The sequence below is a fragment of the Rhizobium aureum genome (genome assembly GCF_030182495.1).
Lineage (GTDB): Bacteria > Pseudomonadota > Alphaproteobacteria > Rhizobiales > Rhizobiaceae > Rhizobium > Rhizobium tropici_C.
Window position 1 is genome coordinate 209324 of sequence record NZ_JAQJCI010000003.1, and the last position, 23481, is coordinate 232804.

The window sequence follows — 23481 nt, forward strand, 5'->3', positions numbered from 1 at the left end:
TCTACCTCACTTCTGAGCGCCGGAGGCGTTCTTGGTGTCGGTCTTTTCCAATGCGGCCTGTTCGGCAGGCTTGCTGTCGGCGGCGGCCTGCTTCACTTCACCGGTCGCATCGTCGATGGTCACTGGCGAGACATTGACCTCCTGGCCGTCACGGACGCGTTGCGTGCCTTCCACGATCACGCGATCGCCGTCGGCCAAACCTTCGTTCACCAGCCAGCTGTTGCCGATGCTGCGCTGCACCTTCAGAACCCGCTGGTGCACCTTGCCGTCGGCGGCTACGAACATGGCAATCGGTTCGCCCTTGGTGTTGCGCGTCACAGCGCGTTGCGGCACCAGGAAGCTGTTTTCGGCGATGCCTTCCTGAATGGTCGCGCGAACATACATGCCGGGCAGCAGCACGCGATCCGGATTGGGGAAGACGGCGCGCACCGTAATTGTGCCGACGGTTTCCGCGACGGAGGATTCGGCGAATTCCAGCTTGCCGGTTTCCTTATACTGGCTGCCATCTTCGAGCGTGAGATGCACGGAAACGTTGTCGCCGCTGGTCTTCAATCGGCCCTCGGCGACGGCACGCCGGAATTCGAGCAGGTTCGTGCTCGACTGGGTAACGTCGACATTGATGGGATCGAGCTGGCGAATGGTGGTCAGCGCAGTCGTTTGCTCGGCTGTGACGAGAGCGCCGACCGTTACCGCGGACGCATCGACGCGGCCGCCGATCGGCGCGCGCATCTTGGTGTAGTCTAGATTGATGCGTGCCGTTTCGAGGGCCGCTTTCGCCGATGCCACGTCGGCGTTCGCCTGAGCCAAAGCGGAAAGTGCATCGTCCAGATTTTGTTTGCTGACGGCGTCCTGTGCGGTGAGGCTCTTATAACGATCCACTTTCGACTGCGCGCTCGGCACGGCCCCTTCCGCTTTCTGCAAGGCGGCGGTGGCGCTGTCATAGGATGCCTGATACGAGGCGGGATCGATTTCATAGAGCACATCACCCGCCTTGACCTCGCTGCCTTCCTTGAAATTGCGGCTGCGAATGATGCCGCCGACCTGCGGCCGCACTTCGGCAACGAGATAGGCGCTGGTGCGGCCGGGCAGCTCGGCGGTGATTGCGACGGATTGCGGATGCAGCGACATCGCGCTGACTTCCGTCTTGACGGCCGGTGCATTGTTTTGGGCCGTATTCTGCTGGTTGCAGCCGGCCAGCAACATCGCGAGGGCAATCCCCGCGACGGTCATCGAGGCGCGGCCGGCTGAAAAGCGGTTGGATACCATCGCATATGCGGGCGCAGAAGTGGGATTGGCGGGCTTTCGCACGTTGCTATTTCCTGTTGCCTTATTTACAGTACCAAGTCGTACCGAAAATATTTATACTGCTTCAAATGTCAATCGCATTCGGCTGTTGGGGCCAAGACGGAAGTGCTGACAAAAGAACGAGCAGGCAAGGCAGATCAGGCCGCCAGGCGACGACCGCGCGGCCGCCCGAAAACCGCAAATGACGACGCGCGCCGCGCGGAGATCGTCGGGGTGGCGCGTGCCACCTTCTATGAACTTGGTTACGGCAGTACGACGATGGATCTCGTTGCCGCCAGATGCAGGATTTCAAAACAGACCCTCTACAAGTTGTTTCCGAGCAAGGCTGACTTGTTCAAGGCGATCATTGCTCAACACCGGGCATCCATGCTGGCCCTTCCGCGCGATCCCGACGAGAATCTACCCCTCGTCGAGGCGCTCGAGCAGATCTTCATGATCGATATGGATGAAGCCCAGGAGCGCGAACGCGAGGCTTTCATCCATCTTTCCATCAGCGAAGCGCAGCAATTCCCGGAGATTGCGACGCTGTTGCACACGTATGGCGCCAAGCAATCGCAGCAGATGCTTGCCGACTGGCTCAGTCAGCAGCAAAGACGCGGCCTGATCGAGATTGCCGATGTGGCCAGCGGCGCGCGCATGCTGATGAACATGATCTTCGGTGCCATGATTTCCAAACCTGGCCATCCGAGCGACTGGCCGGACCGTGAAACGCGGCTGCGCCATTTGCGCCAATGCATTTCGATTTTCGTAGCGGGCGTGCAGCCGCGCAAGGATGCTCGTTAGAGCGGTTCAGTTTTTCACGGAATTTCCGAGCCGTTCCATCTCATCAATTTATCGCAATTCCGGACGGAAAGCCGCTGCGCATTTTTCTGGTGTTGTTTTATCCCGTCCGCCCGGCAGCCTTCCTGCTCAGAGCAACAATGCCGATATGGCTGGTTGAAACCATATCGGCATTGTTCGAGATCCCGGTGGAAGCCGGAATCGATCAGCTCAGTGTGCCACCACGTTTGCTGTCTCCGTACCCTCGTCGAACAAAGGATTCGGCAAGCCATTTGCATACATTTCCTGCAACACGGCCCCCAGTGCCAAATCCAGGCACCAGACCGGGAATTCCGCATTCAGGTTCTTGGCGCTCTGCCTTGCATAGGTGATGAGCCGAGCGATTGATGCCAGTTCCTTGAGCGAGTCTGGATCCTGCTGCGCTGCTCCGATCGGAAGTAATGCTGTCATTTCATGCCCTCTATTGCCGCCGTTCCCGGCAGATGAATCGTGTCTGGTCCGGGAACATGAGCAAAGCGTAACGGATGTTTTGCAGCTTGGCGCGTGACACGCAGCGTGACACGAGGCCTGATTGTGGCAAAATCTTGACTTTGCAATTTCAGGGAGTGAAACGGTTTGAAGCGCGGACCGGCGAAAAGCACGGCAAGCAATATCCTGGTGCCGGAAGCCTAATGCGGCATGACCTCGGCCGCCGCCGCCGTCCACGGGACGGTTCGGCAGCGGGCCTGGATGCGAGGTCTCACAGCATGTTTCAGGCTGGCGCAGGCACATGCCCGCGGCCCGTTTGCCGGGAGGCCGGAGGTCAGTTGCGAAGGCTTGCCGACATGTTCGCCGTCCGAGGCACATGGTCCGTCAGGGAATCGGACGCATTCGCCAGCGACTTGATCAACGTCAGCACCGACTGGCGGACGCTGGGATCGTTGATCTTCATGAATGCCTTGTTGAGATTCAGGCCCTCTTTCGAGGTCAGGAACTCCGACAGATCCTCAAGGCCGTTGATCGCGCCGAGGCCGTCCGTGTTCAGCGGCTGCGTATTGTCCTGCTGGAAGAAGAAGGCAACCGGCACGGCCAGCACGCCAGCTATCGCCTGCAGCCGGCTGGCACCGATGCGATTGGTGCCCTTTTCGTATTTCTGGACCTGCTGAAAGGTAACGCCAATTTGCTCAGCGAGCCGCTCCTGACTCATGCCGAGCATAAGTCGACGCGTGCGCACGCGAGAGCCAACATAGGCATCGATCGGGTTTGGTACTTTTGCACTCACTGCGCAATCTCCTTATCAAACAGGGGACCTAGCGGATATCACCTTACTTCGCGAGACCCGGAAGTAGGATTCGGGTGCTCTATCTGCCCGCAAAATGTGCGTTAAATATGGGTAGAATTCAACCGAGAGTCATTTTCTGTAATATTTTGTAATCCCATCGTCACATACCCACAGAAAATCCGAAGCATCAATGCGTATCAGCGCGCTAATGCGGATTGAAAATGGAAGACGATTTGCAGTTATGCACCGGGCAGAGCGGATTGTCTTTCGTCGGGACGTAGGCGCGAGCGGCATAGTCTCCCGAACCACATTGGCCGTCATCGGCAACGTACCGGTCATACAGCACGATACGGCCGCCTCGGGAAGGATAGCGAAATATTGCGGCGCGCTCGCTGGCGATCAGTTGCTGCACGGACGCGCACGTTTTGCTCGACGACTCGTAGCGCGAGATGGCCGTTGCCGGCTCGGCTGGCGCTATCGTTGTCAGAATCAGGACTGCGGCTGCTGCTTTCATGGATCGCACCTCCTTGCGACGATCAATCATAAGTAGTTGCCTGAAGGGAATCGCCAAGGTCACGCGAGTGCTTTCGACGGATGCAGGCTGAAAACGGTGCCTTTCTGAAAGGTACGCCAGTTGCCGGCGACATTCCAGGAAGGCCTGTTTTCCCTTCACATCCATCCTGGTTGCGTAAGCGGGCAACGCCCACCCGATTTGCCTTGCCGGCGGCGCTGAAACAAAAGTCGAGCCTTGTATTGGAAGATTCCGGACTGAAAGCTGACTGAAAGGTTGCCCAGGCTAGGTTTGCTGAGCTTCGTGGAGGAAGCGCCTTTCCCGCGCGTCGTATGGCGCAAGAATAAAACAGGAGGAGACATTGATGCGTCCATCGCGCACCTTTTTTCATACCGTAGCCCTTTCCCTCGTCATGACAGCTGCTTCGCTTGCAGCCACGGCCGCCAATGCTGCCGACAAGATTTCCATCATGGTGGGCGGCTACGAAAAGCAGATCTACCTGCCGGCCAAGCTCGCCGAATCCCTCGGCTACTTCAAGGATGAAGGCCTCGAGGTCGAGCTTCTCAACGAATCCGCCGGCGTCGACGCCGAAAACCAGCTGCTGGCCGGCGCCGTTCAGGGTGTCGTCGGCTTCTACGACCACTGCGTCGACCTGCAGGCCAAGGGCAAGTTCATCAAGTCCGTCGTGCAGTTCAGCCAGGCACCGGGCGAAGTCGAGCTCGTTTCGGCCAAATATCCGGATATCAAGTCCTTCGCCGACCTGAAGGGCAAGCGCGCCGGCGTCACCGGCCTCGGCTCGTCGACGAACTTCCTGACGCTCTACATGGCGTCGAAGGCGGGCCTCTCCCCGGCCGACATCACGCCGGTTCCGGTCGGCGCCGGCCAGACCTTCATCGCCGCCATGCAGCAGGATGCCATCCAGGTGGGCATGACCACCGAGCCGACGATCTCGCGCCTGCTAAAGACCGGCGAAGCCAAGATTCTCGTCGATCTGCGCACGCTGAAGGGCACCGAGGAAGCGCTCGGCGGTACCTATCCGGCCGCTTCTCTCTATATGGATGCCGCATGGGTCGACGCCCATAAGGAAGAAGTGCAGAAGCTTGCGAACGCCTTCGTCAAGACGCTGCGCTTCATCAATACCCACTCCGGCGCCGAGATCGCCGACAAGATGCCGAAGGACTTCTACGTCGGCGACAAGGAGGGCTACATCAAGGCTCTCGACGCCGGCAAGGAAATGTTCACGGCCGATGGCGTGATGCCGGAAGATGGTCCGAAGACGGTTCTCGCCGTGCTCTCGCAGTTCTCCAAGAATGTGAAGGGCAAGACGATCGACCTGTCGAAGACCTACACGACGGAATTCGTGAAGAACGTCAAGTAAGCAGTCATGGCGCCGCTTCCGGCCAGTTTTCCGACAGGTTCCGGAAGCGGCGGTTCAAGAGACTTTGCAGTTCACTGGGCTTTGCGTGCACGCCCTGAAGGCACGCGTCAGGATCAGCACCATGCAACAGGATGAACGCCGTACCCCGGCGATCGAACTCATCAATGTCAGCCGCCGTTTCGTATCGCCGACCGGAAAGTCGCTGACCGCACTGCGCGATTTCAACATGACCGTCGAGCGCGGCGAATTCGTCGCCGTTGTCGGGCCGACGGGCTGCGGCAAGTCGACGACGCTCAATCTCGTCACCGGCCTTGCCAAGCCGAGCGCCGGCGAGGTCCGCCTGATGGGCGGCCCGGTCGACGGCATCGACCGGCGCGTCGGCTTCGCCTTCCAGACGGATGCGCTATTCCCCTGGCAGAATGTCATTGAAAACGTCATGGCCGGCCCGCTGTTTCGCGGCAAGTCGAAGGCCGAGGCTGAGAAGATGGCCAAGGACTGGCTTGCCCGCGTCGGCCTTTCGAAGTTCCTGCATCACTATCCGCATCAGCTGTCGGGCGGCATGCGCAAGCGCGTCTCGCTGGCGCAGACCTTTATCAACGAGCCGGAAATCCTGCTGATGGACGAGCCTTTCTCGGCGCTCGACGTGCAGACCCGCACGGTGATGCACGAAGAACTGCTGAAACTCTGGGCCGAGCGGCAGGCGTCTGTCGTCTTCGTCACGCACGATCTCGAGGAAGCCGTCGCGCTGGCCGACAAGGTCTATGTCCTGACGGCCGGCCCCGCGACGGTCAAATCGGTCTATACGATCGACCTGCCGCGCCCGCGCGTCGTCTCGGAAATCCGTTACGAGCAGAACTTCATCGATTATTGCAAGACGATCTGGGACGACCTGCGCGAAGAGGTCGAAACCAGCTATCGCCGTGCCGCGGAAGCGGCATAAGGGAGGATTGATCATGGCAAACACAGCTCTCGAAGCAGGCAATGCCCCGATCTTCCGCACCGGCACCTCGGACGCGGAAATCGAAGCCGCAGCGCTGAAGGCGCTCGCTCGTCGCAAGTATGTCGTCAAGGCATGGCAGGTCGGCATTCTGCTTGCCATCCTCGGCCTCTGGCAGCTCGCCTCCGACCTGCACTGGATCGATCCGTTCTTCTATTCGAGCCCTTACGGCATCGCACTACGCCTCTGGGAGTGGATCGTCGACGGCACCGAGAGCGGCTCGCTCTGGTACCATCTGGGCGTCACCATGGAAGAAGCGCTGATCGGCTTTATCATCGGCTCGGTGACCGGCGTCCTTGTCGGCGTCGCCCTTGGCCGCAACAGGCTCGCTTCCGACATCCTCTCGATCTACATCAAAGCCATCAATTCGATCCCGCGCGTCGTTCTCGCGCCGATCTTCGTCATGATCATGGGTCTCGGCCTGGCGTCGAAGGTGGCGCTCGCCTTCATCATGGTATTCTTCGTCGTGTTCGCCAATGCCTTCCAGGGCGTTCGCGAAGCCGACCGTAACATGATTGCCAATGCCCGCATTCTTGGCGCTTCGAACTGGCGGGTCACTCGCAACGTCATCCTGCCCTCGGCGATGAGCTGGATATTTGCAAGCCTGCACATTTCCTTCTCCTTCGCCATCATCGGCGCGATCGTCGGCGAGTTCGTCGGGTCGCTGGCCGGTATCGGCTACCTGATCTCGATCGCCAAGGGCACCTATGATGCCGCCGGCCTCTATGCCGCGATCATCCTGGTGATGATTGTCACGCTCGGCGCCGAATATGTGATGACGCTCATCGAGAACCGCATCACCCGCTGGCGTCCGCAGCAGAGCCTCGACACGCATTAAGCAGCCAATTACTGGCACCTCCCAAGGCCAGGGGCCGGGCGTTTCGCCCGGCCTTTTTCGTGTCGAAGGCTTTTTCACCGCAGGTCAGGGGTATCGCATATGAACTGAAGTCGCCGCCGCCCTCCTTCTCCCCTCGGGGAAAGGTGCCGTCAGGCGGATGAGGGGCCTCCACCACGACTACGAAAATCCATGAATTCAAATCAGCCAGCCCCCTCATCCGACCCTTCGGGCCACCTTCTCCCCGCTGGGGCGAAGGAATTTCCCGTGCTGATCCACCCCATATGCGATTGTCCTACTGCGCGGGCGGGAGAGGGGACTATCCCTCCATCAGCGCCGTCCGCACTCTCAAACGGCCGGCAGCCGCACGCGGACCAGCAGGCCGCCGCCCGTCGCTTCGCCAAGCGTGACCGAGCCGCCGGCGCCATCGACCACTTCGCGGACGATGGCGAGGCCGAGGCCGCTGCCCTCCGGCTCCGTGCCCATGATGCGATAGAAGCGTTCGAAGACTTGCGAGCGTTCGGCCTCCGGGATGCCCGGGCCGTTGTCCTCGACCCATAGCAGGGCCGTATCGCCTTCGCGGCCGACGCCGACCGTCACGCGGCCGCCCGCCTGCGTGTAGCGCAGCGCATTGTCGACGAGATTAACCAGCATCTCGCGCAGCATGGTGCCGTCGCCTTCGATATGTACCGGCTTTTCGTCCGCTTCCAGACCGAGATCGATGTCGCGACGCAAGGCTTCTTCGGCGAGCGTTTCCAGCACGCGCCGGGCGGTTTCCGCGAGATCGATGGTGTCGTTGCGCGGCCGGCGGCTGCCGGGCTCGGCGCGCGAAAGCGTCAGAAGCTGGCTTGCAAGGCGCGTCACCTGCCGCGTGCTGGAACGCAATGCCGTCAGCGCCTCGTCGCGCCTCGCGGTATCGGCTTCACGCGCGGCCACGCTCGCCTGCGTCGAAATCAGCGCCAGCGGCGTGCGCAGCTGATGGGCGGCGTTCGAGACGAAGCGGCGTTGCGCCGCCATCTGGTTCTGCACCCGCTCCATGTGATCGTTCAGCGCATGGACGAGCGGGCGAAGCTCGTTCTGCACCATATGGGGATCCAGTGGATCCAGGCGCTGACGGCCGCGTGCGCGCACCGCGTCACGCAGCCGGAGTACGGGCGCCAGGCCCCGCTGCAGGCCGATAATGGTCACGACGCCGGCAAGAAGGACGAGGGCGAGCTGTTTGGTGAAATCCGAGAGCCACAGCCTGCGACGCATGGCGTATTGGCTGTTGTGCGTGACGGCGACCGCCACGGAGATCGTGCTGTCCTGATCGAGGCCGACGACGGGATGGCTCAACATGAGCACGCGGACGCCGTCGGAGCGAAACGTCCTGTCTTCGCCGATCAGATCCCGCTTCGGCCGCGGCAGGTCCGGGAAACCGGCGACGAGATTTCCCCATGCGGTCACGACCTGATAGAAGACGCGGTCGCCATAGCCCGTGTCGAACATTTCCAAGGCAGCGGGCGGAATGTCGATCTGCACCGTGCCGCTGGCATCGACATGCACGGCCTCGGCGATCACACGGGCCGAGGCAAGCAGCGTGCGATCGGTGACGAGATCGGCCGTCGCATCCGCTGAGCGGAAACTGAGATAAAGGTTGATGCAGATCGCGCCGATCAGCGTCAGCACCACCCAGGCGAACAATTGCGCCCGGAGGCTTGTTGTCAGCGCGCCGACGAGGCGGCCCGGGAGCCCTGTCGGTGGGGAGGCTTCACTGCGCATGGCGAAGGAGATAACCTAGGCCGCGCAGTGTCGCGATCTGTACCGTGCTGCCTTCGAGCTTCTTGCGCACGCGATGCACATAGATTTCGATGGCGCTGGTATCGGCGAGATCGTCGAAACCGAAGACGCTCTCCGACAGCGTCGTCTTGGTGACGGTCGTGCCGGCCTTCATGATGAGATGTTCGAGCACGGCATGTTCGCGCGGTGTCAGCGCCAGGGATTCGCCGGCCAGATAGAACTGCCGCGTTCCGCCATCGAACAGCAGATCGCCAACGGCGATTTCGGGAGCGGCACGGTCATGGCCGCGGCGGACGGCGGCCCGAATGCGCGCCTCGAGTTCGGCGATCTCGAAAGGCTTGGCGAGATAATCGTCAGCGCCGCTGTCGAGCCCGGCGACCCGCCCGTCGAGGCTGGCATTGGCCGTCAAAATGATGACCGGCACCTTATTGCCGCTCTGGCGCAGGCGTTTCAGCAGCGTCAAACCATCCATCTTCGGCAGCGACAGATCCAGAATGACGACGGCATAGCCGGCAACCTTCAGCATATGCTCGGCATCCTCGCCATCATAGGCGATGTCGACGGCATATTGCGCCTGACGCAGCGCCTTGCCGAGCCAGGACGCCAGTTCGCGATTGTCTTCGACGATCAGGAGCCTCATGAAGCAACTATACAGCAAGTATCGGATGGGGCGAACATTTCCGGCGGCTTTCCGGCCAGTGCGTCATCGGTTGGCGAGCCTCAGACCCATCTCCCTGACCTCTCGGAGATACACCTTGCGCGCATAGGGCGGGGTCAGGTTATGGTCCGCTTCCGGAATGATGGTCAGGCGTATGTCCGGGAAGTGCTTCAAGCCGGCGCCGTTCTCCCCGAACTGGTCATGCAGATGATCCAGGCCGATATCGTGGGCGCTGTAGATCAGCGACATATCGACACCGCGCTTGGCGAGTGTGCGGAAGTCACCCAACACGGGTCCCTGAGCCGCAGCGAAGATGGGGAACGCACCAAGCAGCCGGCGGCCCGCTCGCGCTGCGCGCCGGCCGATGCCCGTCGCCATGTTGAGGATGGCGCTCTTCGCATCGATCTGGCCGCTGAAGAGCCGCTTCAGCGTCTCCATCTGCAGGAGTTTGCGCCCATAGGTTTCCAGCGAACGGGGAGCAAAGCGTAGCGCCTCATCGACCGATCGGCTCTCATCCCAATGAAAGCTGTAGGGATTGACCGTGATGAGGCCGCTGCAGCGCGCATCGCGCAGTGCCGCCTGGAAGGCAAGATAGCCGCCGCTGCAACGTCCCACGATATAGGCCGGCAGCAGATTCCGCTGCTCCAGAAGGGTCAATGCCTCTTCGACATCCCGATGCTGTTCGCGGGAATAGAGCACCTGCTCGGGAGCGCCGGAAAGCGGCGGGCTGTCGCCGACATTGGCCGTATCGAAGCGCAGTGACGCGATGCCATCGCGAGCGAGCGCCCGCGCCATGATGACAGACATCCGGCCCCAGCCGGCGTGTCTGTCATAAGCGGTCGTCAGCAGCAGCGCGGTTGCGCCGGTGCGGGCACCTTCGGGTTCGCAGAGAATGCCGAACAAACGGTTTCCCGTGCCGAAACGCAGCGGCGTTTCCTGAAAACCGTCGCCGGCGAGGGGTTCCGCAACGGGGGAGACGAGCCCCGCCGATGCAGCCGTGCCAGGCCGGGCGGCGATCGATTGCACCCAGGCGATGATTTTTCGGCCGGCCGCGGTCGGCATGATGGCGATGGTGGGGTTCGATACGAGATCGTCATAGCCTTCATAGGCGGACTGTTCGACATGAGGACCGAGCGTTTCGAGATGACGCGCGAAGTCTGCATCTCCCGGGCGGCCGGGTCGCGCCAGCACAAGGCAGTTCGGCGCGGCGATCCGGTCGAGCGTCATCAGGTTCAGTTTCCTGACTGCGTCGGCGGCGCTATCGGGCATGCGCAGGCTGGCGACCGTGACGCCTTCGGTCTGGCGCTGCGCTTCGGCGAGCCCCATGCTTTCATCGATCATCTTGGACCAGACGGTCAGTTCGCGCAGATAGGCCCGGCCGGAGATGACGGGCGCAAGGAAGGCGATGCCGTCGATGTTGGACAGGTGTTCGGCGAGCGTGGCGGCAATGGTGCCGCCAAGCCCTTGGCTGACGAGGATCAGGCGCTCGCAGCCGGAAAGCGCTCTCAGTTTGGCGGCAGCGGCAAGCGCGGTTTCCTGCCACGGTGTCAGGCCATTGCCTTTGTCGGCGATGTCAAGCGCGTCGCCCGTGCCGGCATAGTCGAAACGAAGACTTGATATCCCGATATCGGCGAGATCTTCCGCCAGAATGCGCCAGAACTTGCGGACGCACATTTCCTCGAAACCCCAGGGGCTGAGAAACAGCACGGCGGTGTCGCGCGAAGATGCAACGGCCGGAGTAAACAGGCCGACCGTGCCGGCGAAGGTTACCGGGATGGCTGCTGATCTTGTCTGCCCTTCCTTGTCCTGTTTTTCGGCGGCTCCCCAACCAGCCATGATAGTCTCCTCACATTCGGCGTGGCGCCAATAGAGCCAGAGCCTGCGTGGCAATCGGATTGACACGGGCAGGCAGCCGCGCCGCGATCTCCTGCATGACCTCGATATCCTCGGCTGGAACGGCTTTCAGCAGTCTGAGCGCGACACCGTAGGCCAGGGCGCCGGCAATGATGGCGCTTGCGAGGCCCGCAACGCCGGTCAACGCCTGAACGAAACCATAGGCTGCAATCGCGCAGAGAATGGCAGCAACCGTGACTTTTGCAAGGTTGATGAGCATACCGCGCGTCGAGCCTTCGAATTCCATCCGGCGCACCATCAGAAGGCACATGGCCGTAAAGGCCAGGAAGCGCACCAGCGCTGCCCCTTCACCGCCGTAAAAGGGCACTGCGGCCAGGCAGCCGATGACCATGACAAAGCTGGCAATGACTCCGATGACAGTGCGCTCGCGCACGCGATCGAGCGAATAGAGATATTGCGTGCAGATCTGCATAAAGACGTATGGTGCCGCCGTCAGCGACAGCAACGCAACCATGCCGCCGCTCGGAGCGAAGGGCTGGCCAAAGATCGTCACGACAAGCTCGGGCGCGATCGCCGCGAGGCCGAAGCTCATCGGCAGCGTGATATAGGCGATGCTGCGCGCCACGCCGGCGAAGACCTCGACGGGCAGCTTGTCCGATGCGCGCGCATGCATCTGTTCGGAGTAATAGGGCAGCAGGCTGCCGCTCAGTTGCACGGGCAGCTGCAGCGCCAGATTGGCGAGCGACAGGCCGACGGCATAAAAGCCTACCGCTTCGATGCCCCAGTAGCGCTGCAGGAACAAAAGCTCGATGCGGTTGAGGAAGATCGAGCTGTTGATGAGTTCGATCGAAAGAATGAGCGATGAGCTGATGAGCGCGGAAAGGCCGACGCCGCAGCTGTTCTTGCGGGCAATCGCGATCCGGAGTGTCGCGATAAACATAGGCAGCTGGCCGATCGCATAGCCGGCAAGCGCGCCGCTGACGCCGAAGACAATGGCGCCCACGAGGACGGTCGCAAGCTGCAGCACCGAACTTGCCACGGTGATGCGCAGGAAGGCGCCGACCTGCTGCTCGCCGATCAGATAGTTCTTGCTGTAGGCGCCGAGAGACTGAAGTACGAAGAACACGCCTGTTATGGCAATGACTTCAGATGCATCGCCCGCCCAATGCAGCCGCTCCGCATCCCAGTAATAGGCGGCATAGCCGGCAAGCAGGATCACGGTTGCGAGGATCGTCGGCTGCAGGAGATAGGCGGCAAAGCCACGCCGTTCTTCAGCCGAATAGCCGTTCCCCTTCAACTGCGGCAGGATGCGCAGCAGCGTGACGCCGGCGCCAAGCTCGGCGATCAGCGCGCCGGTTGTCGTCAGCCACAGGGAAAAGGCGATCACACCGTTGGCTTCCGGGCCGAGCAGGCGGGCCGCGATGATCGAACAGGCAAAACCGGTCGCGAGCAGGGTCAATCCCGCCGCCGCGTTCAACACCGAATTTGCCATTATGCCCTTGGTCATGAAGATAGACCGTTCCTCAAATTGCCGGAACTAACCGCATATATCCGGCTCTTCGTGGGGATACCGTCAGCTCTATTTCATATGCCTTAATATTTAGGGTTTAATGCTGCGCTAAGTTCATTTTTTACTTCGGCTAATATTCATTCCTTCTGATGTTGGCCGCCTGGGGCTTGTCCGGAGGGTTTCATTGTTCAGCCTCATCGTCTGCACGATCGATCGGTTCGATCAGCTGGAGCGGCTGTTCCGCTCGCTTGTCGAACAGCGTCACCGCGATTTCGAGGTCGTCGTCGTCGATCAGAACCTCGACGACCGGCTGCACGAGCTCATCCACCGCTTTTCCTCCTCTTTCCTCATTCGGCACGTCCGTTCGCCGAAGGGACTTTCGCGGGCACGCAACAACGGCATGGCGGTCGCGGAGGGCGATTACGTCTGCTTTCCCGACGACGATTGCTGGTACGAGTCTGATACGCTTTCGACGGCTGCGGCGCTGTTTTCAGCCCATCCGGACCTCGCGATCGTCACGGGACGCACGCTTGATGCCGAAGGTCTCGCCTCGGTCAGCCCGACGGGCGAGAGGCGGTTGGCGCTGACGCGCTGGAATTATCTGAAATGCGGCAATTCCAACGGCATCTTCGTGTGCCGCGCCGCATTAACCGATATCGGTGGCTTCGACGAGGATCTCGGCGTCGGTTCGGAATCACCGTTCCAGAGCGGCGAAGAGGCGGATTTTCTGCTGCGCGCCCTTGCTGCCGGCAGACGAGCGATGTTCTTTCCCGACCTCATCGTCCATCACGATCAGGTCACCAGCGAATATGGCCCGCGGCAGGTGGAGCGGGCACGCAAATATGGGCGCGGCTTCGGCGCGCTGATGCGCAAGCAGGCCTTTCCCCTCCCCTATGTCTGTTATCGTCTGCTGCGGCCGGTTGCCGGCTGGCTGGCGGCACTGGTGCGCTTCAACCGCGATGCCGCCCGCTACAAGCGGGCCTGGCTGATGGGCATTCTGGAAGGTTATGCCACCTGGCCACGGTGGCGCAGGAACTGAGGCGACTTGCCCTTCGGGGTTAGGGTTTCGGCATAGACATCCATGTAGCGCTGGGCCACTTCGTCCCACGCGTAAGCGCGGGCATCGCGCAGCAGCTCCTGCCGCAAGGTCAGGTCGTCAGCCTCCAGGCGCTCGAACGCTGCGGTCAGGGTATCGGCGGCCACTTCCGGATCGGAGAAATCCGACAGCATCAGGGCAGGATGCGTCTCCGCCATCGCCTTGTAGGCCTCGTTGGCGTTCAGCACCGGCAGCAGGCCAGCGCTCATGGCCTCGATCGCCACCAGGCCGAAGCCTTCATATTCAGAGGCCGAGGTAAAGAGCGAGGCGCGTGCGATAATATTGCGGATAGAGCCGTCGTCGATCGAGACATGCAGCGCGACATTGCGTTCGAGGTCGCGGGCGGCGATTTCCTTTTCCAGCGTCGCGCGATCGAGATCCGATTCGGCGCCGATGATATCGAGATGCCACTCTGCGTCGCGGGCGGCCAGCACCGTCATGACATCGAGCAGGTGGTCGAGCCGCTTGTTGACCGAGAAGCGGCCGATGGTGACGATGCGGCGGCGGGCCTCCAGGGCAGCGCAGTTGGAGAACTTGCTGACATCGGCGCCGTTTTCGATCAGGCGCACGCGGCTGTCGGCGATCTGTGAAAAGAGCCGCGCGTCGGACTGGCTGCAACAGATCAGATAGTTGTAGCCGAGAGCCGAAAGCCGTGTTGCCGTATTGAACCAGACCTTCTTGATCGCGGCATATTTCTGCGTGTGGAAGAAACCGCCATGCGTGGTGGCGACCATGGGACGCCCATGCATCAGTTTGCCCCAGGCGAGTGCATCGAAGAAGAAATCGACGGCGTGAACATGAACGAGGTCGGCATCGGCCAGATGGCGGAAGACCTTTGGCGCGAGCGGATAGCGGCTGGAGCCGGACCAGGGGATGCGCACGATCTCGATGCCATCGATGGTTTCGCTTTCGGCAAGTTCCCGGCCGGGATCGGAAAACAGGCTGTTGCAGGTAACGACGCGCACGCGATAGCCGCGGGAAACCAGCTGGCGGCAGAGATTGGCAACGACATCTTCCAGGCCGCCCTTGTTCGGCAGGAACTGGCGCACGACATGCACGATCAGCGGCCCGGCCTGCTTGTTTGCCTGAATATCCGCAACAGCCGATGTCATCGATCCACCCTCGACCCCTATGCCGCGCTATGCACCGGCAATCCGGCGCTGCAGCACGCCGCCCGTTGATCAGTCGGCAAAACAGATCATCGGGTCGGTTAAAAAAGGCTTAATCGCCGGTTGGCGTGCGTCATGTTTCGGGCAAGAGGGTTAATGGTGAGGCGTCTGGCAGGGGGGGTGAGGGGCGTTTTTTGAAAACAGCCCGAATCACAATAAGTACCGACCCGAAATCCAGATGTCTCAGAACGCTCGGAAGGTCAGCGTCGTCAGCGAGCGGACGATGCCGGGGATATTGGCGATGTGGTCGTTGATGAACTTGCCGATATCCTGCTCTTCGGCAATGTAGACCTTCATCAGCAGATCGTAGTCGCCGCTAGTGGAATACAGTTCCGAAACCAGCTCCGTCTGGTAGATCGCATCGGCGACCTCATAGGTCTTGCCAGGGGCGCATTGGAGCTGAACGAAAATGGGCTTCATGAGAATGTCCTGCTTCTGTCTGCCGCCGCCATAGCGGCCGGCTTTTCTCTATCATGGTCGAAAGCGCCGCCGCCATGCAAGTTTTTCTCCAGAGCCGATGATTTTTTGGCATCATGCCATGTCCATCGGATGTCGCTCTTGCCGCTTCCGCAATTTCGAGCATGGCGCTAGATTGGCGCCATTAGCTCTCTCGATTGGACCGATTTCATGCTGAATGACCCACGCTCCCATGGTCTTTGGGAAAAGACCGCCCCGCCACCGCCGGCAACAAAGCCGCTTTCGGGTGAAGTGTCCGCCGATGTCGTGGTGGTTGGCGGTGGCTATACCGGTCTTTCGACGGCGCTGCATCTGGCCGAGGCCGGCACGAATGTCGTGCTGCTGGAAGCCAATGAAATCGGCTTCGGCGGCGCCGGCCGCAATGTTGGCCTCATTAATGCCGGCATGTGGGTGATGCCGGATGATCTGCCGGGTGAACTCGGTGCCGTCCATGGCGAACGGCTTCTCGATCTGCTCGGCAATGGCCCAAAACTGGTCATGGAGCTGATCGACAAGCATGGCATCGCCTGCGAACTCGAGCGCAACGGTACGCTGCATTGCGCCGTCGGTCCCGAAGGGTTGAAGGAAATCGAGGAGCGCGCCCGGCAATGGGAAAAGCGCGGTGCGCCGGTCACGGTGCTCGATGCGCGCGAGACGGAGCGTCGGGTCGGCAGCTCGGCCTATGCCGGAGCGCTGCTCGACATGCGCGCCGGTACGCTGCAGCCGCTTGCCTATGCGCGCGGCCTTGCCCATGTCGTAGTGAAAGCGGGCGTTACAATCCACACCGGCAGCCGCGTGACATCGACGGAAAGAAGCGGTGCGAAATGGGTGGTTTCGACCGAGCGCGGCAAGGTGAGCGCCGACTGCATCGTGGTGGCGACGGACGCCTATAGCACTGGCCCCTGGGAAAAGGTTCGGAACGAGCAGGTGCACCTGCCCTATTTCAATTTCGCCACCGTGCCGCTTGGCGACAACTTGCGCAAGTCCGTGCTGCCGGGGCGCGAGGGGGCCTGGGATACGAAGGAAGTGCTCTCGTCCTTCCGCATGGATCAGGCCGGCCGGCTCGTCTTCGGCAGCGTCGGGGCGCTGCGCAACACCGGTCTCGCCATTCACAAGAACTGGGCTCGGCGCTCGATCAGAAAGCTCTTTCCGCAGTTGGGCGATATTCCCTTCGAATGCGAATGGTATGGCAAGATCGGCATGACCGACAATGCGCTGCCGCGTTTCCATAAGCTGGATCAGAACGTTGTCGGCTTCTCCGGCTACAATGGCCGCGGCATCGCGCCCGGCACCGTGTTCGGCAAGGTGCTCGCCGGCCATATTCTTGGGCAGATTTCCGAGGCCGATCTGCCGCTGCCGGTGACCGATATCGTCGAGCCGAGCTTCAGGGCGGCAAAGGAAATGTGGTACGAGGCCGGTGCTCAGGCCGCGCATTTCGTCGGGGCCAGAGTCTAGAGCGTGATGCCGAAAAGTGTAGGCGGTTTTCGGACGACATCACACTCTGATTCTAGAGCGGATTCAGATTTTAGGTCGACTCGACCTGAAATCATCCGGCTCTAGGGCAATTCCGGGAACGAGGGTTACGGGAAGAGGAAACAAGATGAGCGCGACATCGGATCTTGCTGCCGAAACCAAGGCCATTCTGACTGAAATCGGTGTGTCGGCCGATCGCTATACCGGCGGAACGCTTGCCGTCACGTCTCCTGTGACCGGCGCCGAAATCGGCCGGCTGAAGGAGCATTCGACGGATGAGGCGAAGGCTGCGATCGCGTTGGCGCACGAGGCGTTTCTGTCCTGGCGCAACGTGCCGGCGCCGAAGCGCGGCGAGCTGATCCGCCTGCTTGGTGAGGAGCTGCGCGCCGGCAAGATGGCCCTTGGCCGTCTCGTTTCCATTGAAGTGGGCAAGATCACCTCCGAGGGCCTCGGCGAAGTGCAGGAGATGATCGATATCTGCGATTTCGCTGTGGGACTCTCGCGCCAGCTTTATGGCCTCACCATCGCCACGGAGCGCTCCGAGCACCGGATGATGGAAAGCTGGCATCCGCTGGGGGCGATCGGCATCATCTCGGCCTTCAACTTCCCCGTTGCCGTCTGGTCGTGGAATGCAGCACTTGCCATCGTCTGCGGCAATTCCACCATCTGGAAACCGTCGGAGAAGACGCCGCTGACGGCGCTTGCCGTGCAGGCGCTGTTCGAAAAGGCCTTGAAGCGCTACATTGCCGAAGGCGGCCAAGCGCCGGCCAATCTTTCGACGCTGCTGATCGGCGGCCGCGATCTTGGCGAGTTGCTGGTCGATCATCGCCAAGTGCCGTTGGTTTCGGCAACCGGATCGACGGCAATGGGCCGAGCGGTCGGCCCGCGTCTTGCCGGCCGCTTCGCCCGCGCCATCCTCGAGCTCGGCGGCAACAATGCCGCCATCGTCTGCCCGACGGCCGATCTAGATCTCACCCTGCGTGGCGTTGCCTTTTCCGCCATGGGCACGGCCGGCCAGCGCTGCACGACGCTACGTCGGCTTTTCGTTCATGACAGCGTCTATGACCAGCTCATTCCGCGCCTGCAGAAGGCCTATGGTTCGGTGACGATCGGCAATCCGCTTGAAGCCGGTACTCTGGTTGGCCCGCTGATCGACAAACAGGCCTTCGACCGCATGCAGGAAGCGCTTGCGGCTGCGAAGGCGGCCGGCGGCACGGTGACGGGCGGCGAGCGCGTCGAAAATGGCTCGGCTGACGCCTTCTATGTCCGTCCTGCTCTCGTCGAAATGCCGGAGCAGACCGGCCCAGTCGAGCAGGAAACCTTCGCGCCGATCCTCTATGTGATGAGGTACAGTGATTTCGATAAGGCGCTGGCGCTGCATAATGCCGTGCCGCAAGGCCTGTCGTCGTCGATCTTCACCAATGACATGCGCGAAGCTGAGACCTTCGTGTCCGCGCGCGGTTCGGATTGCGGCATCGCCAACGTCAATCTCGGTCCCTCCGGCGCCGAGATCGGTGGCGCATTCGGCGGCGAGAAGGAAACCGGGGGCGGCCGCGAATCCGGTTCGGATGCCTGGAAAGCCTATATGCGCCGGGCGACCAACACGATCAATTACGGCCGTACCCTGCCGCTTGCCCAGGGCGTCAAGTTCGACGTGGCGTAGTGCGAGAGCCTTGCTGCATTGCGATAGGGCAGATGAGGGCGTAGAAGGTCTTTATCTGCCTCATGTTGTTCAGGATCTTTTCTCATGCACCTGTCGCTCGCCGAAGCCGAAACGCTGGTCGTGGAGGCGCTGCAGCGAAGCAAGGTGAGTGATGCGAATGCCCGCTCGGTGGCGGTCGCACTCGTCGAGGCGGAAGCGGCAGGGCAGGGTGGTCACGGCTTGCGCCGCGTGTCCGCCTATGCCGGACAGGCCAAGGTCGGCAAGGTCGATGGTTTTGCCTCGCCGCAGCTGAGCCGGCCCTTTCCTGCCGTGCTGCGCATCGATGCCGGCAACGGCTATGCCTATCCGGCGCTCGACCTTGCAGTTGCCGAGCTTTCGGCTGTCGCCCGCGAGCAGGGTATCGCGCTTGCCGCCATCAGCCGTTCCCATCATGCCGGCGTCATGGGTCTGACGGTGGAACGTTTTGCCGATCAGGGGCTGGTGGCGCTGATGGTGGCCAATGCGCCGGCTTCCATGGCGCCTTGGGGCGGAAAGACGCCTGTTTTCGGCACCAACCCCATCGCTTTCGCTGCGCCGCTTCCCGATGAGGAGCCGATGGTGATCGATCTGGCTCTTTCGAAAGTGGCACGCGGCAAGGTGATGGCGGCGCGGCAGCAAGGCGCTTCGATCCCCGCCGACTGGGCTTTCGACCGCGAGGGAAGGCCGACGACAAACGCCGAGGAGGCTCTGGCCGGCACGATGGTTCCCGCCGGCGATTCAAAGGGTGCGGCGCTGGCTCTCATGGTCGAAATCCTGGCCGCGGGCCTGACTGGCGCCAATTATGCCTTCGAGTCTTCCTCGCTCTTCGACGACAAGGGCGCGCCGCCGGCACTTGGCCACACAATCATTGCGATCAACCCGGCAGCGATGAGTGCCGCCGATACGGCGCGGCGCTTGGCACTGCTGGCAAGCGAGATCACGCGGGATCCCAATGTCCGCCTGCCGGGCCGGCGCGGACAGACGTCACGGCGCCTCGCGCTGACGGAGGGGATTATCGTCGAGGATGAAGTGATTGCGGCGATCGAGAGGCTTTGAGGTGTCAAAGGCGCAGGTCAGATGAGTGTGTATTTGCCGCGCTTTCAAACACGGCCGCTCACGATTTACAGATCACGCGACGGCCGGCTTTTCATCAAGCCATCCGCCGGTGAAGCCGGCGCGTTCCAGGCCGCGGCGGAGAATCGGCGATTTTCGCATCAGGTCCCAGATCATGCCCGTGCGGGCGTTTTCGATCATCATGACCAGCAGGCCCTGGTCGATGGCGACCGAACGGTCGTCCACCCAGCCTTCCGGGCCGGATCCCATGACGCTCGGATTGAAGCCGCCGGGAAAACGGCCGTCGAGCAGAAGGTTTGGGTAGGATGACAGCAGCGCCCTTGTGCCGTCGAGAGCGGCCTGACGATCGAATGCCAGGCAGGACAAGGGTCCCCAAGGGGCGATGGTGCCGTCATCTGGGCCGAGCGGAGCGCCGCGCGCAGCATAGCCGAAGACCTTTGGAGCATAGCGGAGGCTATGTTTGGTGCCGGTGGGGTTCGGACCATCGCAGGCCGAAAGACCCCAGACATCCTTCGTATAGCCGGTAAAATGGCCGGGATTACGTTCCGTGTAATCGCGCTGCACTGATATCGCCGTCTGCGTGTTGCGGAAGTAATCAGTGTCCTTGTCGGCCACATGCTTGTCGCGGATGCCGCGGAAATCGATCCAGGCATGCGAGAAGAGGTGGATGAAGAGCGGCCCCGCATAGAGGAAGGGCGTGTCCTTGAACATCATCCAGGTATAGGTCGAGGCGAAGGCATCATAGCTCGAGGGCGGGATCGCATGCGTGGGCGAGGCGAGCGCCAGCACATAGAGGAAAATCGCCTCGTCATAGCCCTGGTAGCGCCAGCGCAGGAAGCCGCTTGCGGGCTTCCAGCCCATGCTGATGGTCTGGCCCTTGTTCAGCGCCCAGTGCCAGTCGCACCGTTCGTAAAGGAATTTCGCCTGCTTGCGGATATCGCGTTCGGCCTGGTTGGCACCATTGAAATAGGCGGCAGCCGTCAGGACGCCGAGTAGCAACAGACCGGTATCGATGGTCGAAAGCTCGCTGTTCCAGGCGCGGTTGCCGGTCTCCATATAGAGGAAGTGATAGTAGAAGCCGCGATGGCCGGTCGCGCCACGCTCGGTGCCCTGATCGCTATTGGCGAAGAAATCCAGAGCGGCCAGCACCCGTTTGGCCGCATCGGCGCGGCTGATCCAGCCGCGCTCGACAGCTACCGGATAGCTCGATAGCGCAAAGCCGACTGCGGCGATGCTGCAATGGCTCGTCTTGATGGAGGTATCCGCCACCAGTCCGTTTTCCGGATTGGTGTAGAGCATGAAATAGTCGAACGCCGAACGTTGCAGTTGATCGATCAGCGCATCGTCGATGTCGTGTACCTGTTGCAGCATCTTCTATCCGTCTCCTCGGCGCTCCCGTTCCCTGCTGAGCACAGGAGCCTGGATAGTTGCAAATCAAACATGGTTAATATTGCCATGCATTTATGGAGGATTGTTTAAGATCAGGGCCTTATGATGCCGGTTGTCCACACTCCCGCGATTCCGAAGTTCGGTTTCGGCGACTTTCCGTCGTCGAGGCAAACGAATCACCCCGTTGGTGCCGCCGGGGCGGCCGCCGGCGATTCGCATCGGCCGAACGGGCTAATCGGTTGCAGTTTCCAGTCTTTGCTTCAGCCGCGCAAGGGACCTGCCGAAAATCGTCTCATCGCCAAGTGCCCTAGCAAGTGTCAATGCGCCCTGAATGCCGACGACGGCTTCTTCTGCAAGCGCTTTTGCCTCTGCGCCCGGCAGCCCCGCCTTGCGCAGAGCGCCGGCGAGCGCTTCGATCCAGCGCTGGAAATAACCTCGGATGGTGGTGGAAAAACGGTCGCGTGTTTCATCCAATGCAAAAGCGCCGATCAGGCAGACGCGGCGGCCGGAACGGAAATAGCTGTCCGTCGTCTCCCACATGCGGCCGATGGCAGCGCGCGGCTCACCCTCTTCGAGCGGTTCGAACATTTCCTTGACGAACCAGGCGTCGATATGGGCCATGATCTCGGCCGCCATCTGCTCCTTGCCGCCGGGGAAGAAGTGATAGAGGCTGCCTTTCGACAGTTTCGTGCGGGCGGTGATCTCACTCATCGACGCCCCTTCGTAGCCGAGTTCGCGAAAGACTTCGGCGACGAGGGCGATGGCGTCGGGTTTTTCGAAGACAATACGCACCATCTCAAAGGCCGAGGTCGGAAAGACCCGGATGATCGTCCGGCCGCCGACCGAGTGGCCAGTGGAACTTCCGGTCTTCTTGCCTGATCGGCATGTCGTTGATGGAAGCAAAACGGCGCTGCATCAAGCCGTCGGCATCGAATTCCCAATTCTCGTTACCGTAGGAGCGGAACCAGTGGCCGCTGTCGTCATGCCATTCATAGGCAAAGCGCACGGCGATGTGATTACCCTCGAAGGCCCAGAGTTCCTTGATCAACCGATAGTCGAGTTCTTTTGCCCATTTGCGCGTCAGGAACTCGACGATCTCCTTGCGGCCGCGCGGAAATTCGGCGCGGTTCCGCCATTGGCTGTCTTCCGTATAGACTTTGGAGACGCGCTCCGGATCACGGCTGTTCCAGCCGTCTTCGGCCATGCGGACCTTGGCGATGGCGGTTTCGCGGGTGAAAGGCGGGACCAGTGGGGTTGACATGATTGGCTCCTTCTAAACCGATATGTTTTTAGTAGACTGTTTGGTTTAGATGGTCAAGCGGCAAGACTTTGCTCGGCTCGATGGTTCAGCGCGCGAATTTTCGGGCACCGGCGACACAGCCGACAACGGCGATCGTCACAACGAGCATCGACCAGCTGACGCTTTCCTTGAGCAGCGCCGCTGCAAGCGCGAAGCCGAAGAAGGGCTGGAGGAATTGCAGCTGGCCGACGGCTGCGATGCCGCCCTGCGCGAGCCCCCGATACCAGAAGATGAAGCCGATCAGCATGCTGAAGAGCGAGACATAGGTAAGGCCGAGCCAGGCCGGGCGGCCAATGCCGTCGATGCTGTGCGGCATGGTCATGAGGCAGAGCGCAATGGTGACGGGCAGCGACAGGACGAGAGCCCAGCAGATGACCTGCCAGCCGCCGAGCCGGCGCGAGAGCACCGCACCCTCGGCATAGCCAAGTCCGCAGACGAGAACGGCTGCAAGCATCAGGAGATCTCCGACCGGCGAGGCCGATACGCCCTGTGCCAGGGCATAGCCGCTGACCAGTGCGCTGCCGACAGCGGAGAAGATCCAGAAGGCCGGGCGTGGCCGCTCGCCGCCGCGCAGCACGCCGAAGATTGCCGTTGCCAGCGGCAGCAGGCCGATGAAGACGATCGAATGCGCCGAGGTGACGTGCTTCAGCGCCAGCGCCGTCAAGAGCGGAAATCCGACCACGCAGCCGAGAGCAACGATGGCAAGCGCGGTGATATCGCCGCGGCTAGGGCGCTTTTCGCGAAAGGCGAGCAATAGGCCAAGACCCAGCAGGCCGGCAATTACGGCTCGGGCAACGGTCAGGAACAGCGGATCGAAATCCATCACGGCCACCCGCGTCGCCGGTAGCGAGCCGCTAAAGATGACCACTCCCGTCAAACCGCAGATCCATCCTGTCGTCGTCTTGTCCATTGCACATGCTCCTTCTTGATATTCGCGGGTATCGGCGCATTTGCCTGCTCAAGCCAGAGACGGTA

23 protein-coding genes are annotated in these 23481 nt (G+C 61.4%); 8 read left to right on the plus strand and 15 right to left on the minus strand.

What is annotated here, in order from left to right; all coding sequences use genetic code 11:
- Positions 1-6 precede the first annotated feature (6 nt).
- The gene (locus PH552_RS09735; protein ID WP_113249698.1) at positions 7-1266 is read right to left on the minus strand and encodes an efflux RND transporter periplasmic adaptor subunit; all 1260 of its coding nucleotides are present in this window, start codon (positions 1264-1266) and stop codon (positions 7-9) included.
- Positions 1267-1410: 144 nt separating this feature from the next.
- Here PH552_RS09735 and PH552_RS09740 point away from each other — a divergent pair, with 144 nt between their 5' ends.
- Complete coding sequence (locus PH552_RS09740; protein ID WP_113249661.1) at positions 1411-2088, plus strand: TetR/AcrR family transcriptional regulator; 678 nt, start codon at positions 1411-1413, stop codon at positions 2086-2088.
- Positions 2089-2295: 207 nt separating this feature from the next.
- On the opposite strand, the gene PH552_RS09745 is transcribed toward PH552_RS09740, so the two are convergent.
- From PH552_RS09745 to PH552_RS09760, 4 genes are all read right to left on the minus strand, one after another.
- Positions 2296-2535 carry a hypothetical protein gene (locus PH552_RS09745; RefSeq protein ID WP_112341477.1) on the minus strand — a complete coding sequence of 80 codons (240 nt, stop codon included), beginning with the start codon at positions 2533-2535 and terminating at the stop codon, positions 2296-2298.
- Positions 2532-2726 carry a hypothetical protein gene (locus PH552_RS09750; RefSeq protein WP_162736952.1) on the minus strand — a complete coding sequence of 65 codons (195 nt, stop codon included), beginning with the start codon at positions 2724-2726 and terminating at the stop codon, positions 2532-2534. The genes PH552_RS09745 and PH552_RS09750 overlap by 4 nt, the downstream gene beginning before the upstream one ends.
- Before the next feature lie 161 nt (positions 2727-2887).
- Entirely contained in the window at positions 2888-3346 is a 459-nt protein-coding gene (locus PH552_RS09755) for a helix-turn-helix domain-containing protein (RefSeq protein ID WP_112341476.1), read from the minus strand.
- Positions 3347-3551: 205 nt separating this feature from the next.
- The gene (locus PH552_RS09760) at positions 3552-4025 is read right to left on the minus strand and encodes a hypothetical protein (RefSeq protein ID WP_348647335.1); all 474 of its coding nucleotides are present in this window, start codon (positions 4023-4025) and stop codon (positions 3552-3554) included.
- 196 nt (positions 4026-4221) lie between these two features.
- Between PH552_RS09760 and PH552_RS09765 the strand changes: the two genes are divergently transcribed.
- The 3 genes from PH552_RS09765 (at position 4222) to PH552_RS09775 (ending at position 7070) form a co-directional block, all read left to right on the plus strand.
- Positions 4222-5235, plus strand: coding sequence for an ABC transporter substrate-binding protein (locus tag PH552_RS09765; protein WP_112341475.1), 1014 nt, complete (start codon positions 4222-4224; stop codon positions 5233-5235).
- Positions 5236-5356: 121 nt separating this feature from the next.
- Entirely contained in the window at positions 5357-6175 is an 819-nt protein-coding gene (locus PH552_RS09770) for an ABC transporter ATP-binding protein (protein ID WP_113249660.1), read from the plus strand.
- 13 nt (positions 6176-6188) lie between these two features.
- Positions 6189-7070, plus strand: a complete 882-nt coding sequence (locus PH552_RS09775) for an ABC transporter permease (protein ID WP_113249659.1) — start codon at positions 6189-6191, stop codon at positions 7068-7070.
- A gap of 345 nt (positions 7071-7415) precedes the next feature.
- Here PH552_RS09775 and PH552_RS09780 read toward each other — a convergent pair whose 3' ends face one another.
- The 4 genes from PH552_RS09780 to PH552_RS09795 form a co-directional block, all read right to left on the minus strand.
- Positions 7416-8828 carry a sensor histidine kinase gene (locus PH552_RS09780; RefSeq protein WP_112341472.1) on the minus strand — a complete coding sequence of 471 codons (1413 nt, stop codon included), beginning with the start codon at positions 8826-8828 and terminating at the stop codon, positions 7416-7418.
- Positions 8818-9486 carry a response regulator gene (locus PH552_RS09785; protein ID WP_112341471.1) on the minus strand — a complete coding sequence of 223 codons (669 nt, stop codon included), beginning with the start codon at positions 9484-9486 and terminating at the stop codon, positions 8818-8820. The genes PH552_RS09780 and PH552_RS09785 overlap by 11 nt, the downstream gene beginning before the upstream one ends.
- Positions 9487-9549: 63 nt before the next feature.
- Positions 9550-11340 (minus strand): alpha/beta fold hydrolase, encoded by a 1791-nt coding sequence (locus tag PH552_RS09790; protein WP_285165906.1) that lies wholly within the window; start codon positions 11338-11340, stop codon positions 9550-9552.
- Between the two features lie 10 nt (positions 11341-11350).
- Entirely contained in the window at positions 11351-12865 is a 1515-nt protein-coding gene (locus PH552_RS09795) for a lipopolysaccharide biosynthesis protein (protein ID WP_113249657.1), read from the minus strand.
- 187 nt (positions 12866-13052) lie between these two features.
- Between PH552_RS09795 and PH552_RS09800 the strand changes: the two genes are divergently transcribed.
- The gene (locus PH552_RS09800; RefSeq protein ID WP_112341468.1) at positions 13053-13907 is read left to right on the plus strand and encodes a glycosyltransferase family 2 protein; all 855 of its coding nucleotides are present in this window, start codon (positions 13053-13055) and stop codon (positions 13905-13907) included.
- Here PH552_RS09800 and PH552_RS09805 read toward each other — a convergent pair.
- Together PH552_RS09805 and PH552_RS09810 are read right to left on the minus strand one after the other, a co-directional pair.
- The gene (locus PH552_RS09805) at positions 13874-15076 is read right to left on the minus strand and encodes a glycosyltransferase family 4 protein (RefSeq protein ID WP_112341467.1); all 1203 of its coding nucleotides are present in this window, start codon (positions 15074-15076) and stop codon (positions 13874-13876) included. The two genes, PH552_RS09800 and PH552_RS09805, sit on opposite strands and share 34 nt — an antisense overlap.
- A 240-nt stretch (positions 15077-15316) precedes the next feature.
- Positions 15317-15553: an Lrp/AsnC ligand binding domain-containing protein gene (locus PH552_RS09810; RefSeq protein ID WP_015341532.1), complete on the minus strand. Its 237-nt coding sequence runs from the start codon at positions 15551-15553 to the stop codon at positions 15317-15319.
- 207 nt (positions 15554-15760) lie between these two features.
- Between PH552_RS09810 and PH552_RS09815 the strand changes: the two genes are divergently transcribed.
- The 3 genes from PH552_RS09815 to PH552_RS09825 all read left to right on the plus strand — a co-directional run bounded on the left by PH552_RS09815 (position 15761) and on the right by PH552_RS09825 (position 19799).
- On the plus strand, positions 15761-17044 hold the full coding sequence (locus PH552_RS09815; RefSeq protein WP_113249656.1) for an NAD(P)/FAD-dependent oxidoreductase: 1284 nt from the start codon (positions 15761-15763) through the stop codon (positions 17042-17044).
- A gap of 145 nt (positions 17045-17189) precedes the next feature.
- Positions 17190-18725 (plus strand): L-piperidine-6-carboxylate dehydrogenase, encoded by a 1536-nt coding sequence (amaB, locus tag PH552_RS09820; protein WP_113249655.1) that lies wholly within the window; start codon positions 17190-17192, stop codon positions 18723-18725.
- A gap of 84 nt (positions 18726-18809) precedes the next feature.
- The gene (locus tag PH552_RS09825) at positions 18810-19799 is read left to right on the plus strand and encodes an Ldh family oxidoreductase (RefSeq protein WP_113249654.1); all 990 of its coding nucleotides are present in this window, start codon (positions 18810-18812) and stop codon (positions 19797-19799) included.
- A gap of 72 nt (positions 19800-19871) precedes the next feature.
- Here PH552_RS09825 and PH552_RS09830 read toward each other — a convergent pair whose 3' ends face one another.
- From PH552_RS09830 to PH552_RS09845, 4 genes are all read right to left on the minus strand, one after another.
- On the minus strand, positions 19872-21188 hold the full coding sequence (locus tag PH552_RS09830; protein ID WP_112341463.1) for a glucoamylase family protein: 1317 nt from the start codon (positions 21186-21188) through the stop codon (positions 19872-19874).
- 249 nt (positions 21189-21437) lie between these two features.
- The gene (locus tag PH552_RS09835) at positions 21438-22001 is read right to left on the minus strand and encodes a TetR/AcrR family transcriptional regulator (protein WP_113249653.1); all 564 of its coding nucleotides are present in this window, start codon (positions 21999-22001) and stop codon (positions 21438-21440) included.
- A 1-nt stretch (position 22002) separates the two neighbouring features.
- Positions 22003-22467, minus strand: coding sequence for a nuclear transport factor 2 family protein (locus PH552_RS09840; protein ID WP_113249652.1), 465 nt, complete (start codon positions 22465-22467; stop codon positions 22003-22005).
- A gap of 85 nt (positions 22468-22552) precedes the next feature.
- Entirely contained in the window at positions 22553-23416 is an 864-nt protein-coding gene (locus tag PH552_RS09845) for a DMT family transporter (RefSeq protein ID WP_112341460.1), read from the minus strand.
- Positions 23417-23481 lie beyond the last annotated feature (65 nt).

Coding starts and splice junctions, on each gene's coding strand:
- PH552_RS09735 (WP_113249698.1), bottom strand. CDS start 1,266: ATGGTATCCAACCGCTTTTCAGCCGGCCGCGCCTCGATGACCGTCGCG.
- PH552_RS09745 (WP_112341477.1), bottom strand. CDS start 2,535: ATGACAGCATTACTTCCGATCGGAGCAGCGCAGCAGGATCCAGACTCG.
- PH552_RS09760 (WP_348647335.1), bottom strand. CDS start 4,025: ATGGATGTGAAGGGAAAACAGGCCTTCCTGGAATGTCGCCGGCAACTG.
- PH552_RS09765 (WP_112341475.1), top strand. CDS start 4,222: ATGCGTCCATCGCGCACCTTTTTTCATACCGTAGCCCTTTCCCTCGTC.
- PH552_RS09770 (WP_113249660.1), top strand. CDS start 5,357: ATGCAACAGGATGAACGCCGTACCCCGGCGATCGAACTCATCAATGTC.
- PH552_RS09775 (WP_113249659.1), top strand. CDS start 6,189: ATGGCAAACACAGCTCTCGAAGCAGGCAATGCCCCGATCTTCCGCACC.
- PH552_RS09780 (WP_112341472.1), bottom strand. CDS start 8,828: ATGCGCAGTGAAGCCTCCCCACCGACAGGGCTCCCGGGCCGCCTCGTC.
- PH552_RS09785 (WP_112341471.1), bottom strand. CDS start 9,486: ATGAGGCTCCTGATCGTCGAAGACAATCGCGAACTGGCGTCCTGGCTC.
- PH552_RS09790 (WP_285165906.1), bottom strand. CDS start 11,340: ATGGCTGGTTGGGGAGCCGCCGAAAAACAGGACAAGGAAGGGCAGACA.
- PH552_RS09795 (WP_113249657.1), bottom strand. CDS start 12,865: ATGACCAAGGGCATAATGGCAAATTCGGTGTTGAACGCGGCGGCGGGA.
- PH552_RS09805 (WP_112341467.1), bottom strand. CDS start 15,076: ATGACATCGGCTGTTGCGGATATTCAGGCAAACAAGCAGGCCGGGCCG.
- PH552_RS09810 (WP_015341532.1), bottom strand. CDS start 15,553: ATGAAGCCCATTTTCGTTCAGCTCCAATGCGCCCCTGGCAAGACCTAT.
- PH552_RS09815 (WP_113249656.1), top strand. CDS start 15,761: ATGCTGAATGACCCACGCTCCCATGGTCTTTGGGAAAAGACCGCCCCG.
- amaB (WP_113249655.1), top strand. CDS start 17,190: ATGAGCGCGACATCGGATCTTGCTGCCGAAACCAAGGCCATTCTGACT.
- PH552_RS09825 (WP_113249654.1), top strand. CDS start 18,810: ATGCACCTGTCGCTCGCCGAAGCCGAAACGCTGGTCGTGGAGGCGCTG.
- PH552_RS09830 (WP_112341463.1), bottom strand. CDS start 21,188: ATGCTGCAACAGGTACACGACATCGACGATGCGCTGATCGATCAACTG.
- PH552_RS09835 (WP_113249653.1), bottom strand. CDS start 22,001: ATGGTGCGTATTGTCTTCGAAAAACCCGACGCCATCGCCCTCGTCGCC.
- PH552_RS09840 (WP_113249652.1), bottom strand. CDS start 22,467: ATGTCAACCCCACTGGTCCCGCCTTTCACCCGCGAAACCGCCATCGCC.
- PH552_RS09845 (WP_112341460.1), bottom strand. CDS start 23,416: ATGGACAAGACGACGACAGGATGGATCTGCGGTTTGACGGGAGTGGTC.